The organism is Neptunomonas antarctica (assembly GCF_001305295.1).
Classification (GTDB): Bacteria; Pseudomonadota; Gammaproteobacteria; order Pseudomonadales; family Balneatricaceae; genus Neptunomonas; species Neptunomonas antarctica.
In genome coordinates, this window is sequence record NZ_LJSI01000053.1 from 838,182 (window position 1) to 853,396 (window position 15,215).

The 15,215-nt window shown below is 44.4% G+C and carries 15 protein-coding genes and 1 tRNA gene; 7 read left to right on the forward strand and 9 right to left on the reverse strand.

Annotated elements, in window-relative coordinates; all coding sequences use genetic code 11:
• Positions 1-376: 376 nt before the first annotated feature.
• Genes Nant_RS18605 through Nant_RS18620 form a run of 4 tightly spaced genes read left to right on the forward strand, consistent with a single transcriptional unit; the run spans position 377 to position 4,929 of the window.
• A complete protein-coding gene (locus tag Nant_RS18605) occupies positions 377-1,498 on the forward strand; it encodes a glycosyltransferase family 4 protein (protein ID WP_054343303.1) in 1,122 nt (373 codons plus the stop codon).
• Positions 1,491-2,447, forward strand: a complete 957-nt coding sequence (locus tag Nant_RS18610; RefSeq protein WP_054343114.1) for a UDP-glucose 4-epimerase family protein — start codon at positions 1,491-1,493, stop codon at positions 2,445-2,447. Before Nant_RS18605 ends, Nant_RS18610 begins: the two co-directional genes overlap by 8 nt.
• Before the next feature lie 8 nt (positions 2,448-2,455).
• Positions 2,456-3,007, forward strand: a complete 552-nt coding sequence (locus Nant_RS18615; protein ID WP_054343115.1) for a sugar transferase — start codon at positions 2,456-2,458, stop codon at positions 3,005-3,007.
• Positions 3,008-3,033: 26 nt separating this feature from the next.
• Positions 3,034-4,929, forward strand: coding sequence for a polysaccharide biosynthesis protein (locus tag Nant_RS18620; protein WP_054343116.1), 1,896 nt, complete (start codon positions 3,034-3,036; stop codon positions 4,927-4,929).
• 490 nt (positions 4,930-5,419) lie between these two features.
• Here the strand turns inward: Nant_RS18620 and Nant_RS18625 are convergent.
• The 5 genes from Nant_RS18625 to rpsU form a co-directional block, all read right to left on the reverse strand.
• A tRNA-Ile gene (locus tag Nant_RS18625) sits at positions 5,420-5,496 on the reverse strand.
• A gap of 133 nt (positions 5,497-5,629) precedes the next feature.
• A complete protein-coding gene (gene rpoD, locus Nant_RS18630; protein WP_054343117.1) occupies positions 5,630-7,486 on the reverse strand; it encodes an RNA polymerase sigma factor RpoD in 1,857 nt (618 codons plus the stop codon).
• A 165-nt stretch (positions 7,487-7,651) separates the two neighbouring features.
• Positions 7,652-9,445, reverse strand: a complete 1,794-nt coding sequence (dnaG, locus tag Nant_RS18635) for a DNA primase (protein ID WP_054343118.1) — start codon at positions 9,443-9,445, stop codon at positions 7,652-7,654.
• A gap of 32 nt (positions 9,446-9,477) precedes the next feature.
• A complete protein-coding gene (locus tag Nant_RS18640) occupies positions 9,478-9,927 on the reverse strand; it encodes a GatB/YqeY domain-containing protein (RefSeq protein WP_054343119.1) in 450 nt (149 codons plus the stop codon).
• A 52-nt stretch (positions 9,928-9,979) separates the two neighbouring features.
• The gene (gene rpsU / locus Nant_RS18645) at positions 9,980-10,195 is read right to left on the reverse strand and encodes a 30S ribosomal protein S21 (protein ID WP_054343120.1); all 216 of its coding nucleotides are present in this window, start codon (positions 10,193-10,195) and stop codon (positions 9,980-9,982) included.
• Between the two features lie 214 nt (positions 10,196-10,409).
• Here rpsU and tsaD point away from each other — a divergent pair, with 214 nt between their 5' ends.
• From tsaD to folK, 3 genes are all read left to right on the forward strand, one after another.
• Positions 10,410-11,438, forward strand: coding sequence for a tRNA (adenosine(37)-N6)-threonylcarbamoyltransferase complex transferase subunit TsaD (gene tsaD, locus Nant_RS18650; RefSeq protein WP_054343121.1), 1,029 nt, complete (start codon positions 10,410-10,412; stop codon positions 11,436-11,438).
• Between the two features lie 78 nt (positions 11,439-11,516).
• Positions 11,517-11,873 (forward strand): dihydroneopterin aldolase, encoded by a 357-nt coding sequence (folB, locus tag Nant_RS18655; RefSeq protein ID WP_054343122.1) that lies wholly within the window; start codon positions 11,517-11,519, stop codon positions 11,871-11,873.
• Positions 11,873-12,388: a 2-amino-4-hydroxy-6-hydroxymethyldihydropteridine diphosphokinase gene (folK, locus tag Nant_RS18660; protein ID WP_054343123.1), complete on the forward strand. Its 516-nt coding sequence runs from the start codon at positions 11,873-11,875 to the stop codon at positions 12,386-12,388. The genes folB and folK overlap by 1 nt, the downstream gene beginning before the upstream one ends.
• A 37-nt stretch (positions 12,389-12,425) precedes the next feature.
• Here the strand turns inward: folK and Nant_RS18665 are convergent, their stop codons facing one another.
• The 4 genes from Nant_RS18665 to apaG are packed head-to-tail and all read right to left on the reverse strand — an operon-like array spanning position 12,426 to position 15,186.
• Positions 12,426-13,592 (reverse strand): tRNA nucleotidyltransferase/poly(A) polymerase-related protein, encoded by a 1,167-nt coding sequence (locus Nant_RS18665; protein ID WP_054343124.1) that lies wholly within the window; start codon positions 13,590-13,592, stop codon positions 12,426-12,428.
• A 5-nt stretch (positions 13,593-13,597) separates the two neighbouring features.
• Positions 13,598-13,939: a thiosulfate sulfurtransferase GlpE gene (glpE, locus tag Nant_RS18670; RefSeq protein WP_054343125.1), complete on the reverse strand. Its 342-nt coding sequence runs from the start codon at positions 13,937-13,939 to the stop codon at positions 13,598-13,600.
• A gap of 26 nt (positions 13,940-13,965) precedes the next feature.
• Positions 13,966-14,793 (reverse strand): symmetrical bis(5'-nucleosyl)-tetraphosphatase, encoded by an 828-nt coding sequence (locus tag Nant_RS18675; protein ID WP_054343126.1) that lies wholly within the window; start codon positions 14,791-14,793, stop codon positions 13,966-13,968.
• Positions 14,794-14,799: 6 nt separating this feature from the next.
• Positions 14,800-15,186 (reverse strand): Co2+/Mg2+ efflux protein ApaG, encoded by a 387-nt coding sequence (apaG, locus tag Nant_RS18680; RefSeq protein WP_054343127.1) that lies wholly within the window; start codon positions 15,184-15,186, stop codon positions 14,800-14,802.
• Positions 15,187-15,215: the final 29 nt, after the last annotated feature.

The window sequence follows — 15,215 nt, forward strand, 5'->3', positions numbered from 1 at the left end:
GCTGGAGTTTTTTGGTTTTAATGCTGCATTATTTTTTATTATAGTTATATTTCTGATACTTTTAAATATTAGCCCCTCATATTTTGGTAGTGATCATGTTGCTAAGGTGGTGGCGCTTTATTCTATTATCCCTTTGTCTGTAGAAATATCGCCTATTAGTTTGGTTTTTTGTATTTTTTCTATTAATTTGGTTATATAAAAAATATTATAACTCGTGTTTCTAGTTTGTTTTATCCTATATTTGTAAGCTATATGCTGCACTTTTTATTCGATATTATTTTTTTGTTGTTTTTTGTGCTGATTTTCATATAAGACCTTTGTTAGATGTTAATAAAGATAAAATTCGTTTCTATTAAATTTGGTTGGTGACATTTTGTTGAAAATTATATTTGTCGTAAATTCTCTTGAGTTTTTTATTTCTCATCGCTTGCCTATTGCGATTACTGCACGAGACTGTGGCTATACCGTCCATATTGCATCTATGGGTAGTGTAGAAGTTGAAAAAATCAAGAATTATGGTTTTGTTCATCATAGAGTTCCTTTTACTCGCAGAGGTCAAAATCCATTCGTTGAATTTAGAGCATTTATTTACTTATATCGTTTGTTTAAAGACGTACAACCAGATTTGGTTCATTTGATAACAATTAAGCCCGTGCTTTATGGTGGTATAGCCGCTAGGATGGCTAGAATAAAGTCAGTGGTTGTAGCTATCACAGGCTTAGGTACTGTGTTTATAGCGCAAACTAAAATGGCGATTATCCGTCGCAGGCTTATATCTTTAATGTATAATTTAGCAATTGGAGAGACGGCGACTGTAATTTTTCAGAATCTTGATGATCGAAACATACTTTTAAAGTTTTGCCGCCTAAAGTTAAAGCAAGTTAGAATTATTAAAGGTTCAGGCGTAGATCTTGATAGCTATCGGTTGAGTCCTCAACACCAAGGTGTTCCCGTTGTCGTAATGGCTGCACGTTTATTGCGAGATAAAGGGGTCTTTGAGTTTATAGAGGCTGCAAGAATACTCCGCCTACGTAGCGTTCCTCTAAAAATGCGCTTAATCGGAGAGATTGATCAAGGTAATCCGACAAGCGTTTCCGAATCTGAAATGGAGTTATGGAGAAAAGAGGGTGTAGTAGAGTTGATAGATTATTCTAAAAATATTCCTCATCAGTATGCAGCAGCAAATATTGTGTGTTTACCTTCTTATCGTGAAGGCTTACCAAAAGGACTTGTAGAAGCAGCAGCATGCGGTCGCGCAGTTATAACAACTGATGTACCAGGTTGTTGTGATGCCATCGTACCTGGAGTTACAGGGATTTTAGTTCCAGTAAGGAATGCCACAGCACTGGCTGATGCAATTCAAGACTTAATAGAGAGGCCTTTAAAACGTAAGAAAATGGGTGAAGCAGGAAGGAAGTTAGCAGAGCAGGAGTTTGGTATTAAAAAGATCGTTGAGCAACATATGAATATCTATAAAGAATTATTGACCGATGCTTGACGGTGTTTGTGTGTTAATTACAGGCGCTAATGGTTTTCTCGGTAAGCACCTAATACATGTTTTTTCTGAGAAAGGTATTGATGTTATTGGTGCATATCGTGCTGTTTCAACTTCTAGTGATCAGAATTCGGTTGCTATAGGTAATATTGACTCAATGACAGATTGGTCAAACGTACTGAAGAAACGGCAAGTGGTTATCCATACAGCAGCGCGCGCACATATAATGAAAGACTCAGCAGTTGATCCATTAACAGCCTATCGTGAGGTCAATACTGCCGGTACACTACACTTAGCGCGTCAGGCCGCTATGGCTGGTGTTAAACGTTTCATTTTTATCAGCTCAATAAAAGTTAATGGTGAAACTACGACATCTTTACCGGCTTTTGCTGTGAATGATACGCCAGCACCCCAGGATCCCTACGGTGTGTCCAAAATGGAAGCCGAAGACGGCTTACGTAAAATTGCACAGGATGCGGGTATGGAGGTCGTTATTATCCGTCCTCCTTTGATTTATGGGCCAGGAGTAAAAGCTAATTTTCGTAACTTAATGAAGCTGGCAAATACCGCTGTACCGCTACCTTTTGGTGCTATCCATAATATACGCAGTATGTTGTATATTGGTAATTTAGTGGGTTTTATTGTGAAGTGTATTGATCATCCGGCAGCGGCAAATCAGACTTTTTTACTCTCTGATGGACAGGATTTGTCGCTTACGGAGCTGTTATGTTTGTTGCGTTCATCTATGAAAAAACCGACTCGTCTGGTTCCTGTGTCTGCTTCTTTTTTTCGTGTAGCAGGTTCAGTTACAGGTAAACGCGCTGTGGTTGATCGCTTGGTGGGGTCGTTACAAGTTGATTCTAGTAAAGCCTGTGAGTTATTAAATTGGCAGCCGCCTTATACGGTTGAGCAAGGAATTAAAGCGACAACCGATCATTTTTTAAAAGAGTAAATAGTACAATGTTACGTATATTTGATGTTGTTTTTGCATTACTGGGACTGGTATGTGGCTTTCCAGTGTTACTGGTAATTTACATTCTTGGGCTATTCGATACAGGATCACCGTTATTTTTACAGGAACGCGTGGGCCGAAATAAAAAGCCTTTTACGCTGGCAAAATTTCGGACTATGAAAGTAGATACTGCTTCAGTTGCTAGCCATCTTGCTTCCTCTTCATCGATTACTAAGCTAGGTGGCTTTTTACGTAAAACGAAGTTAGATGAGTTACCACAATTGTGGAATGTACTAAAAGGTGAAATGAGTTTAGTGGGCCCGCGCCCTAATTTGTACAATCAGGAAAAGCTGATCAGTGAGCGTGATGCGCTTGGTGTTTATGCTGTTCGCCCCGGTATTACTGGTCTGGCGCAGATCAGTGAGATTGATATGTCTACTCCTCAATTACTAGCAAAAACGGATGCTCAAATGATTCGAGAAATGTCGCTCATTAATTACTTTCAGTATATCTTTAAAACGGTTGCCGGTAAGGGCGCTGGCGACCGAGTTCAATCTTAATTAGTATCGTTTTTATGGATGAGTAGATGTTTAGTTCTATTACCTGGTTGTTCAAACAACCGCGCAGTATAAAACGGATCATTAGTGTTGTACTTGATATTGTTTTTATCACCTCTGCATTTTGGGGGGCATATATACTTCGGCTTGAAAATTTAGAGTTGTTATCATCTGCTAAGCATTGGGGTATGTTGGCTGCCATCTTGCCAGTGACGATTTTATGTTTTATCCGCCTGGGCTTGTACCGTGCTGTTTTGCGTTATTTAAGCCACCAGGCCATTACCACTGTGTTAATCAGTATCGCTGTTTCAGTAGCAGCTATGGTTATTTCAGCACATTATCTACATGCCTTTCTGCCTCGTTCAGTTCCTGTGCTTTATGCTGCATTCGTACTTATTTTGTGCGGGGGGGCGCGTCTTTCTGTGAGAGCTCTGTATAACCAGAGTACCAAACGACAAAAAATTCCGGTTATCATTTATGGCGCAGGCTCTTCTGGCAGGCAATTAAATACCTCATTGCTTCACGGGAATGAATATCGGGCGGTGGCATTTGTAGATGATAATTCTGTATTCGTTAACAGTGTGTTACAGGGCTTAACCGTTTACTCTCCTTCTGAACTTGCTTGGCTAACTGAGCGTTTTGGCGCGCAAAAAATATTGCTGGCGGTGCCAAGCTTAACACGCCAGCGTCGACGTGAAATTATTGAAAGTTTAGCCCTTTTACCTCTCGAGGTTCTGACGATTCCGGGGATGGCAGATATTGTTAGTGGTATGGCTAAAGTAAGTGAGCTCCAGGAAGTCAGTATTGATGATCTGCTGGGAAGAGACCCTGTTGAGCCTTATACTGATTTAATTGCTGCCAATATCACTAATAAGGTCGTTATGGTTACGGGGGCGGGTGGCTCGATTGGATCGGAGTTATGTCGACAGATACTGCAACAACGGCCCACTATACTTGTATTGTTTGAGATGTCTGAATTCGCGTTGTATCAGATAGATCAGGAGCTAAGTGGAATCTGCAACACTACAGCACTTAATGTGCGTGTTATTCCACTGATGGGTTCGGTTCAGCGGCAAAATCGTTTAGAAGCCGCCATGCATGCCTACAGTGTACAAACTGTTTATCATGCGGCGGCTTGTAAGCATGTTCCCTTGGTTGAATATAATGTGGTTGAAGGCGTGCGTAATAATGTGTTTGGTACCTGGCGAGCAGCCGAAGCTGCGATTAATACGGGTGTTGAAACGTTTGTATTGATATCTACTGATAAGGCGGTGCGGCCCTCCAATGTGATGGGTACCAGTAAGCGCTTGGCTGAGTTGGTATTGCAAGGCTTGGCGCAGCGACAAAGTAGTACACGTTTTTGTATGGTCCGTTTTGGTAATGTATTAGGGTCTTCTGGTTCTGTTGTTCCTTTATTTAAGAAGCAGATAAAAGCGGGTGGGCCAATTACGTTAACGCATAAAGATATCACGCGTTATTTTATGACGATTCCCGAAGCGGCTCAGTTAGTTATTCAGGCGGGCGCCTTAGGTCAAGGTGGTGATGTTTTTGTACTGGATATGGGAGAGCCCGTACGTATTATTGATTTAGCCACAAAGATGGTTCGTCTGATGGGTTACGATGTAAAGAGTCTTGCAATCCCTGCTGGTGATATCGAGATTAAAGTCACAGGATTACGTCCAGGTGAAAAGCTATATGAAGAGTTACTGATAGGTGGTGATGAGCAGCCCACCTTGCATCCGCGTATACGCACAGCACATGAAGTATCACTTCCCTGGGATCAGATGGCGGCTTATCTCGCTCGCCTTAATATTGCGTGTGAGGTTTATGACCAAGCGGAGATCAGGGCGTTATTACTGGAAGCGCCTGTGGCGTTTTCGCCGCAGGCTGGCATCTGTGATCTGCTATGGGTTGAGAATAATTAGATAGGTCTGATTGTATGAATATTCGAGTAAACGAGATCAATAATAACCGTAGAAGCCAGAAAGATTAGAAAAATATGACTAAAAACACGAAGGCTAGAGCAGCAAGAGAGATAAAAAAGAATTAATGGTTTTCATCCTGAATACCCGCCTGAGCCACCTAACTTACGCAGAATAGTGACGATTACAGACAATAACATGGGCACCCTATAGCCCAAGAATAGAACTATATCGTAGTAACTATATTGATTGCTATGGTACCGGACAGATACTGAAATTATTTAATATTAGCTTCATTGTGCAGGGTGGAATTATTCTGACTCTACAGAGGATCTTAGGTGAGACAGTATCAACGTGAAAATGTGTTACGCCGCCTATTACTTGAGTATCGAATCGAGGCAAAGGCATATAAGTAATGTGACAATTTTGTAGAAAGAGATGAAAGTCGAAAGGGTAGGGGGAAGTTGTAACTTGTTGATTGTATCAGTGAAAATGGTGGGCCTTACTGGACTTGAACCAGTGACCGTTCGATTATGAGTCGAGCGCTCTAACCAACTGAGCTAAAGGCCCATTTACACTTTTCAGGAGGAATCGACTGATTATAAGTCGAATGCTCTAATTAACTGAGCTAAAGGCCCTGAAGAGGCGCAAATAATACATGCTCTGTATCATTTGCGCAATAGGTTGATATGCAAAGAGAAAACTATTCGTCCAGGAAGCTGCGTAAATGATCCGAGCGGCTCGGATGGCGTAGCTTTCTTAGTGCTTTTGCTTCGATCTGGCGGATACGTTCACGTGTTACATCAAACTGTTTGCCTACTTCTTCAAGTGTGTGATCGGTATTCATATCAATACCGAAACGCATTCTCAGAACTTTGGCTTCACGTGCGGTTAGTCCGGCCAGTACTTCTCGTGTTGCTTCGCGCAGGCCTTCGCCGGTTGCTGAGTCGACAGGGGAGGTATGGTTACCATCTTCGATAAAGTCGCCAAGGCTGGAGTCTTCATCATCACCGATAGGTGTTTCCATCGAGATAGGTTCTTTGGCAATCTTCAGAACCTTTCTGATTTTATCTTCTGGCATTTCCATACGCTCTGCCAATTCTTCTGGCAGTGGCTCGCGGCCCATCTCTTGTAACATTTGACGAGAGATGCGGTTCAGTTTGTTAATCGTTTCGATCATGTGAACCGGAATACGGATTGTCCGTGCCTGATCCGCAATAGAGCGGGTAATGGCTTGTCGAATCCACCAGGTAGCATAAGTCGAGAATTTGTAACCACGACGGTATTCGAATTTGTCGACGGCTTTCATCAGACCAATGTTACCTTCCTGAATTAAATCGAGGAACTGAAGGCCGCGGTTGGTGTATTTTTTAGCGATAGAAATAACCAAACGAAGGTTAGCTTCTACCATTTCTTTTTTGGCACGTCGGAAATGCGCTTCACCGATTGATAGGCGACGGTTAACGTCTTTAATATCGGCCAGTGTAATCTGTGATTCTTCTTCAAGTTGAAGAAGTTTGCGCTGTGCGCGTTGCAAGTCGGGTAGATTAGCCTTTATTGCGGGAGCAAAGTCAGCGTCAGATGACGCCATCTCATCCAGCCATGCAGAATTTGTTTCATTACCAGGAAATTCTTTAATAAAGAATGTTCTTTTCATTTTAGAACGTTGTATACAGATACGCATAATAGTGCGTTCTTGTTGGCGTATACGTGTAATGAAGCCTCGCACGCGTGAAACTAATGTTTCATAAAAACGAGGTGATAATTTAATAGGAGAGAAGGAATCTGATAATTCCAGCATTGCTACATCAAATTCTTTGCTGTGACGGCCGCTATTCTCGATAGCTTCGTATACGGCAAGTAAGCTCTCTTTGATCCGCGTGAAACGTATGCGTGCTTCTTCAGGATCCGGACCGCGATCAGCTTCTTCTTCGTCTTCGTCACTTGAGTCGCTATCGTCATCGCTATCACTGTCGTCATCAGTGGCGTTGGCGGCGGCTTCTTCTTGCAGTGCTTCGTCGATCTTAGCTCGGGCCAGCATGACGCTATCCGGGTCGATATAACCACTGAATATGTCGCTGAGTCGGCCTTCTTCCTGAACGACAGAGTCATACGCTTCTAGAATGATCTCTACGGAACCTGGGAAGCATGCCAAAGCAGACATGACTTCACGTATGCCTTCTTCGATGCGTTTGGCGATAACGATTTCGCCTTCGCGGGTCAGCAGTTCGACGGTGCCCATTTCGCGCATGTACATACGCACAGGGTCTGTAGTGCGACCTGCGTCTGATTCAACCGCTGCGAGTGCTGCAACGGCTTCTTCATCGGCGTCTTCTGATGAATCGCCGCCCTTCATGAGAAGGGTTTCAGCATCGGGTGCTTCTTCTGACACGGGAATACCCATGTCATTGATCATGCGGATAATATCTTCAACCTGATCGGGATCGGCGATGTCTTCAGGCAGGTGATCATTCACCTCAGTATATGTAAGATAACCCTGTTCTTTACCACGGGCGATCAGTTCTTTGAGACGAGATTGCTGCTGAGAGATACCTGTCATAGATGTCCTACGATGATGCGATTTTGAACGACAAAAAAAGAGAGCGCAACATTATAACGTCGCACACATACCAAATCCAGCTTAAACCCGAGTTAAGGGCCACACAGGGTTAACTTTAGTCTATTTCTGTATAATTGGGGTTAAATTGAGAAAAACAACCGGTTGTTAGTTTGATGTTAGTGATCGTAAGCGTTTTTTTTCTTCTGTTGTCAGTGTCGAGAGTGACTTTTTTTGTAATTTTTCCAGCTCTGCTTCATTTTGTCGTGAAAGCAGTCTTGTCCACACTTCATCAAAAAGTTGATTAGGGTCGCCACTCAGGACGGGATCCAGATGAGAAATTTCACTTAGCTGTAGTAAGTGGCGGTTTAGGGTAGCGTCGTCGCGCCAGTCAATCAGTAGTGGGCCTAAAGAAGGGCTGGATGTTTGTTTCAGGTAGTCGATAAGTAAGCGTAATAGTTCAATATGATGCTCGTTGAGAGAGGCCAGGCTTTGCGAGCTCTCAATTTTTTCTATCAATTTAGGGTGATGCAGTAGTAAGGAAATAATATGGCTGCAAAGGCTCGCCGTTTCTTTCGTAGGTGTGGTTTGTGCCTGCTGTTGTATTCTGCGGTAGGGCTTGGGTGCTTTGTCTTCCTGATGTTGTGAATAGGAAGGGATGCTTTGTGTCAGGTTTATTGTGTTGTTGATTTGATCCAGCGTCAGTCCTGTTACTTTGCAGATACGATCGAGCATCATTTGCTGCAGTAAACTGGTTTGCATTTGCTGTATAAGAGGAAGTGCTGCATTGCTGAATTTTGCCTGGCCATCCATTGACGTCATATCGATGTCTTCCTCTAATGAGCGGAAGAAAAACTCGGACAGCAGTGGTGCCTCGTTGAGACGTTTCTCGAAGCCTTCTCTTGATTCGCGTCGGATCAGGGTGTCTGGATCGTCTCCTTCGGGTAGAAAAAGGAAGCGTGCCTGAAAGCCGTCTTTAATAATTGGGAGTGTGGCTTCAAGGGCGCGTTCAGCTGCTTTTCTGCCGGCGCTATCACCGTCAAAACAAAAGATAATTTCTGGCACTGTTTTGAATAGGCGTTCAATGTGTTGTGCGGTGGTCGCGGTGCCAAGCGTCGCTACGGCGTAAGTAATTCCGAATTGAGCCAGGCTGATGACGTCCATGTAGCCTTCGACAATAATAATGCGCTCAAGTTTTTGAGAAAGCTTACGCGCTTCATAGAGGCCGTAAAGTTCCCGGCTCTTATGGAAGGTATCCGTTTCGGGGGAGTTCAGGTACTTGGGTTTGTCGTCTCCGAGCACTCTGCCGCCAAAGGCGATGGTACGTCCGCGCATATCCCGGATAGGGAAAATAATTCTCTCCCGAAAGCGATCGTAAAGACTGTCGCGTTCTTCGTGCCTGATAAGCATGCCGCTTTTTTCAAGCAAAAGTAAATTATCGGGGGTGGTGCCAATCTTTTTAAGTAGATTGTCCCAGCCCGGAGGTGCATAGCCGATGCCGAAAACCTGTGCGATTTTTCCGGTTAAACCACGGGACTTTAAGTAGGTTACAGCTTGGTCGCGATGTGAACTGGTTCTTAACTGTTCTTGGTAGAATGATGTGGTTTCGTCAAGAATATTGTACTGGGCTTTATATTCGCTGTGGCGTTGTTCTTGCTGCTCATCTCGCGGGACGTCGACGCCTACAAGTTTGGCGACTTCTTCTACAGCTTGAGGGAATTCAAGGCGATCGTATTCCATCAGGAAGCCGATTGCATTGCCACCTGCGCCGCAGCCGAAACAATAATAAAATTGCTTGTCGGGGCTAACAGAAAAAGAGGGAGATTTTTCTTGGTGAAACGGGCACAAGCCGGAATAGTTTTTTCCGGTTTTCTTAAGTTTTACGCGACCGTCGACGATATCGACGATATTGACCCGTGCAAGAAGGTCGTCAATAAAATTTTGCGGTATACGTCCAGCCATATTCTACTCAATCATAAGGATTGTTGAGAATCTTAACGTGTCAGACGCTCTTTTACGAGTTTAGAAAGCATTCCCATATCAGTACGGCCTTGCACTTTTGGCTTTAATTCAGCCATTAGTTTTCCCATGTCCTGCATACTGCTTGCGCCTGTTGTGGCGATCGCTTCTTCCAGAGCCATGTTTACTTCATCAGCATTTAGCGGGTGCGGCAAGTAGGTTTTAATCACCTCCAGTTCTTGTCGCTCGATGTCCGCCAGGTCAGTGCGGTCCGCTTTGTCAAATTGTGAGATTGAATCTTTGCGCTGCTTTGACATTTTGTCTAGCGTCGCGATGACTCTTTCATCATCCAGCTCAATACGCTCGTCTACTTCGATGCGTTTGATTTCTGCCAAAATTAAGCGGATGGTCCCCAGTTGCACTTTATCTTTAGCGCGCATGGCTGCTTTCATCGCTTCAGTAATCTGTTTTTTGAGTACTGGCATTGTGGCCTGTCCTGTGCTGAATAATGTTTAAATCTCGAAAAAATCTTTCTGCTTAGTACATGCGTACGCGACGTGAAATATCACGTGAGATTTTCTTAGCATGACGTTTTACAGCGGCTGCTGCTTTACGTTTACGTACAGATGTAGGCTTTTCGTAAAATTCGCGTTTACGTACTTCAGCTAATACACCCGCTTTTTCGCAAGAACGCTTAAAGCGACGAAGTGCAACATCAAATGGCTCGTTATCTTTTACTTTTACTGCAGGCATGTTTAATCAACCTAACCTTGTTAATAAAATAATGAAATCTCACCGGTATCTTGCTAAAACCATATTTACAAATATGCTTAAACGCAATCATCCCAAATGAGGCGGTAAATTTTAAGGGTATGAGTGGGTATTGTCAAAGTGATATTCGTGTAATTGAGTAACATATAAGGGATAATATGGCAGTTTCCGCAAAAAAGTGAGTTAAAAAAGAATAATGAAAGTTTTGGGAATAGAAACGTCGTGTGATGAGACGGGCGTCGCCATTTATGACAGTGAGCAGGGTTTGCTGGCGGATACTCTTTATAGCCAGGTTGCCATGCATTCTGAGTATGGCGGGGTCGTGCCTGAGCTGGCATCGCGTGACCATATTCGTAAATTATTACCTTTGATTAGCGAAACCTTAGCATTGGCGAACCTCGAGGCATCATCTATTGATGCGGTTGCTTATACTGCAGGTCCGGGTTTAGTGGGGGCGCTGATGGTTGGTGCATCGACAGGTCGGGCTCTGGCTATGGGGTGGGGAGTTCCGGCAATTGGCGTACATCATATGGAGGGTCATCTGCTTGCACCTATGCTGGAAGACAACCCGCCTGAGTTTCCCTTCGTTGCATTGCTGGTGAGTGGTGGGCACACACAGCTCGTTAAAGTGCCCCGCATAGGGAGTTATGAATTATTAGGTGAGTCTTTGGATGATGCGGCCGGTGAAGCCTTTGATAAAGCCGCTAAAATGCTCGGCCTGGATTATCCCGGTGGACCTTTAATTGCGAAATTGGCGGCAAAAGGTGATCGCTCACGGTTACGTTTCCCGCGTCCTATGACTGATCGCCCCGGTCTTGATTTTAGTTTCTCCGGTTTGAAAACCTTTACGATGAATACCATTGCTGCACATAAAGTGGATGGGCAGCTCTCTGCGCAGGATCAGGCGGATATTGCGGCGGCGTTTGAAGAAGCGGCTGTTGATACCTTAACCATCAAGTGTCGGCGTGCGCTTCAGCAAACAGGACTTAAGCAGCTTATTATTGCCGGAGGGGTGAGTGCGAATCTGCGGTTGCGTGAATCCCTGGAAAAAATGGTTAAAAAAGAAAAAGCTAAGCTGTTTTATGCGCGACAAGAGTTTTGTACGGATAATGGTGCGATGATTGCTTATGCCGGATGTCAGCGTTTACTGGCGGGGCAGTCAAGTGATCTTGTGATTGAAGCCAGGCCTCGTTGGCCCATGGATCTTTTAGAAGATTGTCGCTAATTTAATCTTTATCAATCAGCCTAATTTAATGTTTATCAATAGGCCTCATTTAATGTTTACCAATAGGATAGCTGTCTAGTGGATATTGTTTATATCAGGTCCTTGCAAGTCGAAACAGTCATCGGGATTTATGACTGGGAACGCGAAATTCGTCAAGTAGTATCATTGGACGTGGAAATGGGTACGGATATCCGTCAGGCGGCGTTAACTGAAGATATAGAAAGCACGCTCAACTATAAAAGTGTTTGTGATCGCTTGATTGCATTTATCCAGGGCAGTGAGTTTTTATTAGTCGAGACGATGGCTGAAGAGATTGCCACATTAGTCATGCAGGAATTTAGCGTGCCCTGGATAAGATTGCGAGTAGGTAAGCCCGGCGCTATCCCTGAGGCTGCTGAGGTTGGGGTGGTGATAGAAAGAGGGAATCCTCTCTGATGCTGCGTGTTTACCTGAGTATTGGCAGTAATATCGAACGATATAAACACGTTATTGCGGGTCTGGATGTATTAGAAAAACGTTTCTCTCCGTTGTCTATCTCTTCAGTATATGAAAGCGAAGCCGTTGGTTTTAAGGGAAACCCTTTCTTAAATCTGGTTGTCGGTCTTGATACCGAACTCGATATCGGTGGGTTTTCAGCATTGTTGAAAAGTATTGAGGATGATAATGGACGCCTTCGTGGGGGTGCTAAATTTGCGCCTCGTACATTAGATGTCGATATTTTAACATTCGGAGATCAGGTGGGTTTGATTGAGGGTGTTCAGTTACCCAGAGATGAGATTCTAACCAATGCTTTTGTGTTGTGGCCGTTATCTGAAGTGGCGTTTGACAAAAAGCATCCGGTGTTAAAGCAGACATACCTGTCGCTCTGGAATAGTTATGATAAAACCCAGCAGAAACTCTGGCCAGTAGATTTTAAGTGGCAGGGCAGACTGATTTCTTTGGCGCGCTGATAAGGCTCTTGTTTTGTGCGTTGCTTGTTTGGTTTATTTACAGAATCGATGGTTCATTTTCGCACATTGTCAGCTGCTGGCGTTTTATTTCAGTACCGAGTGCCGCGCCTTTAAAGCCTTGCTGAATTATTTGGGCAGGGCTGATGTCTTTGAGCTTGATGAGCAGTGATTCGAGTGCCTGTGTATTTAATCTTTCCTGGTAAAGCGCACTGATCAATAAAGTACATGTTTGCAGTATTGAACCAAGACGCTCCGGGCGGCGTATAAGGTCGAGTGCCTGAATCAAGGTAAGACGTTGTTCTGCAGAGACGGTCGACCAGTGATGTAAAACGGGCAGTGCGGTGAGGGTGTGAAGCGCCAGATCTCTGTACTGATTTGGAGTTCTCAGTTGTTGACAGAAATTGAGCAAGGCTTCTTTGGCGTCAGCTGCTTCTATAAAACCTTCTTCTCTAAAACAAAGCACGCACAACGCTGCAAAGCGAATCTCGTTGGCTGTGTCATCTGTAAACAGCTGTTGTAGCGATGTTGCCGCCGTCGCTGTTGCTGCTGATGTTACTGAAGGGACCAGTTTCTTAAAAACTGGAAATAGTGTCGTTAACGCGTTTGCCTGATCTAACGTAGTGAAAAATACCAGAGGTGTTTTTTCAGCCAAAGCGCGATCCAGTTCTTGCCATACCCGTTCGCGTGTTAAGTGCTCGAGTTCATCGCTGGCAGAGATATTCTGCATTAATTGCAGTGTTTCAGGGGCTAGCGTGAATCCAAGATGGGCATAGCGCGCAGCAAAACGAGCGACCCTTAATATACGTAGAGGGTCTTCGCTAAATGCCGGTGATACATGGCGTAAAAGTTTGGCCTGGAGGTCATCCAGGCCACCGTAAGGATCAATTATTTTCCCGTCCTTAGATTGCGCCATAGCGTTGATGGTCAGATCTCGACGTGACAAATCTTCTTCTAGCGTCACCTCCGGGCTGGCATAGTACTGAAAGCCGGTATAACCTTTTCCGCTTTTGCGCTCAGTGCGTGCCAGTGCGTACTCTTCATTACTGGTAGGGTGAATAAAAACAGGAAAGTCACTGCCGACGGGTTTATATCCCAGTTCGAGCATTGCTTCAGGTGTTGCGCCTACGACCACCCAATCCTTATCGTAAATCGGATAACTGAGTAATTGATCTCTAACCGCGCCGCCAACAAGATAGATTTCCATAGGGGCTATTTATCAGGGTTATTTATTGTAGATTCAATATGTTCAGGTTGGGTTTTGCCCCAGTCTTCAAATCCGCCATCAAGACTGCATACCTGCTCAAACCCCTGATGAACCAGATACTGAGCCGCTGATTGACTACTGATGCCGTGGTAACAGCAGACAATCAGTGGTTTTTCAAAATCAGCCGCCAGCATGAATTCATGCATATTGTCATTTGACAGATTAAAAGCGCCGGGAATATGCCCTTGCTGGAAGCTTTGGCTGTCTCTGATATCGGCAACAATAGCGCCTTTTTCAAGCCATTCAATAGCCTGACCAGAGTTGATACAGGTGTATTTATCCGTCATGATTACTCCGCCGTAAAGGCTGGTTTTTATAAGCTGGGTGTTTGTAAACTGGGTGTATGGTAATAAGTTAAATCATCCAGTCGAAGCGCCGTCAATGTTGAGCCCCAGACACAGCCGGTATCCAGCGCATATGTATTGTCTGTATCCGTTCTGCCTTCCAGCGCGGCCCAGTGACCAAAAATAATTTTTTGATCGTCTGTTTTGCGGTGAGGGTGTTGGTACCAGGGGAGAAACCCTTTCGGTTGTGTTTCTAAGCCGCCTTTAGAGGCAAACTCAAGCTCGCCTTGGGTTGTGCAAAAGCGCATACGGGTTAAGTAGTTAGTGATAACGCGGAGTCTTTCCCAACCTTGCAGTTCGCTATTCCATTTTTTTGGTTTATTGCCATACATATTTTCGAAAAACACAGGCGCGGATGTCGAGCGTAATATGCTTTCAACTTCATGCGCTAAGCCTTGTGCTGTAGGTATGCTCCAGTCAGGAGGAATGCCGGCGTGGACCATGGTAAAGCCCAATGTTGAATCTGTATGTAATAGGGGTTGATGTCGCAACCAGTCCATCAATTCATCACGATCTGGGGCGGCAAGTATCGAATCCAGTGTGTCATTATTTTTTTTGCGTGTCGGGTTAAAGTGTACCGCTAATAGATGTAGGTCATGATTACCCAGCACAGTAACGGCTTGGGATTGCTCACTCAACTGCTTAAGGAAACGTAGCGTTTGGAGAGATTTCGGACCCCGGTTTACCAGATCACCGCATAGCCAGAGCGTATCTGTCTGATTGAAGTTGATGCGCTCCAGTAAGTTCTGGAGTTCATCAAAACAACCTTGAATATCACCAATCGCATAAGTAGCCATAAGCTGTTAATGCAATGCGTTGGGTAGCGCTAAGGTAAACGCAGGAATAGGTGCGTTAAAGCGATGGCCGTCCGAAGTTTCCATCGTGTAATGGCCGAACATGCTGCCAACACGCGTAGCAAGCACAGTGCCGCTGGTATATTGGTAATATTGCTGAGGTTGTATGATGGGTTGCTCGCCAATCACACCTTCGCCTTCAATTTCCTGTACATGTTCATTACCATCGGTCACGACCCATCGGCGGCTAAGAAGCTGAACGGGTTGGCTGTATTCGTTGGTAATGGTTATTTCGTAAGAGAAGACGAAACGGTGAGATTCTGGATCTGACTGCCCAGGTAAAAAGCGTGTTTGTATTTCGATTTTGATCTGGGTGCTGGGGTCAATGTGATCCATGAAGTCTCTATTATCTCTGTTTTGGTGTC

What these genes read in the sequence shown, in the direction of transcription:
- Nant_RS18640 (WP_054343119.1), bottom strand. Translation starts at nt 9,927, where the DNA reads ATGCCAGTACTCAAAAAACAGATTACTGAAGCGATGAAAGCAGCCATG.
- Nant_RS18615 (WP_054343115.1), top strand. Translation starts at nt 2,456, where the DNA reads ATGTTACGTATATTTGATGTTGTTTTTGCATTACTGGGACTGGTATGT.
- Nant_RS18610 (WP_054343114.1), top strand. Translation starts at nt 1,491, where the DNA reads ATGCTTGACGGTGTTTGTGTGTTAATTACAGGCGCTAATGGTTTTCTC.
- Nant_RS18675 (WP_054343126.1), bottom strand. Translation starts at nt 14,793, where the DNA reads ATGGCTACTTATGCGATTGGTGATATTCAAGGTTGTTTTGATGAACTC.
- tsaD (WP_054343121.1), top strand. Translation starts at nt 10,410, where the DNA reads ATGAAAGTTTTGGGAATAGAAACGTCGTGTGATGAGACGGGCGTCGCC.
- apaG (WP_054343127.1), bottom strand. Translation starts at nt 15,186, where the DNA reads ATGGATCACATTGACCCCAGCACCCAGATCAAAATCGAAATACAAACA.
- Nant_RS18665 (WP_054343124.1), bottom strand. Translation starts at nt 13,592, where the DNA reads ATGGAAATCTATCTTGTTGGCGGCGCGGTTAGAGATCAATTACTCAGT.
- rpoD (WP_054343117.1), bottom strand. Translation starts at nt 7,486, where the DNA reads ATGACAGGTATCTCTCAGCAGCAATCTCGTCTCAAAGAACTGATCGCC.
- Nant_RS18620 (WP_054343116.1), top strand. Translation starts at nt 3,034, where the DNA reads ATGTTTAGTTCTATTACCTGGTTGTTCAAACAACCGCGCAGTATAAAA.
- glpE (WP_054343125.1), bottom strand. Translation starts at nt 13,939, where the DNA reads ATGACGGATAAATACACCTGTATCAACTCTGGTCAGGCTATTGAATGG.
- folK (WP_054343123.1), top strand. Translation starts at nt 11,873, where the DNA reads ATGCTGCGTGTTTACCTGAGTATTGGCAGTAATATCGAACGATATAAA.
- rpsU (WP_054343120.1), bottom strand. Translation starts at nt 10,195, where the DNA reads ATGCCTGCAGTAAAAGTAAAAGATAACGAGCCATTTGATGTTGCACTT.
- dnaG (WP_054343118.1), bottom strand. Translation starts at nt 9,445, where the DNA reads ATGGCTGGACGTATACCGCAAAATTTTATTGACGACCTTCTTGCACGG.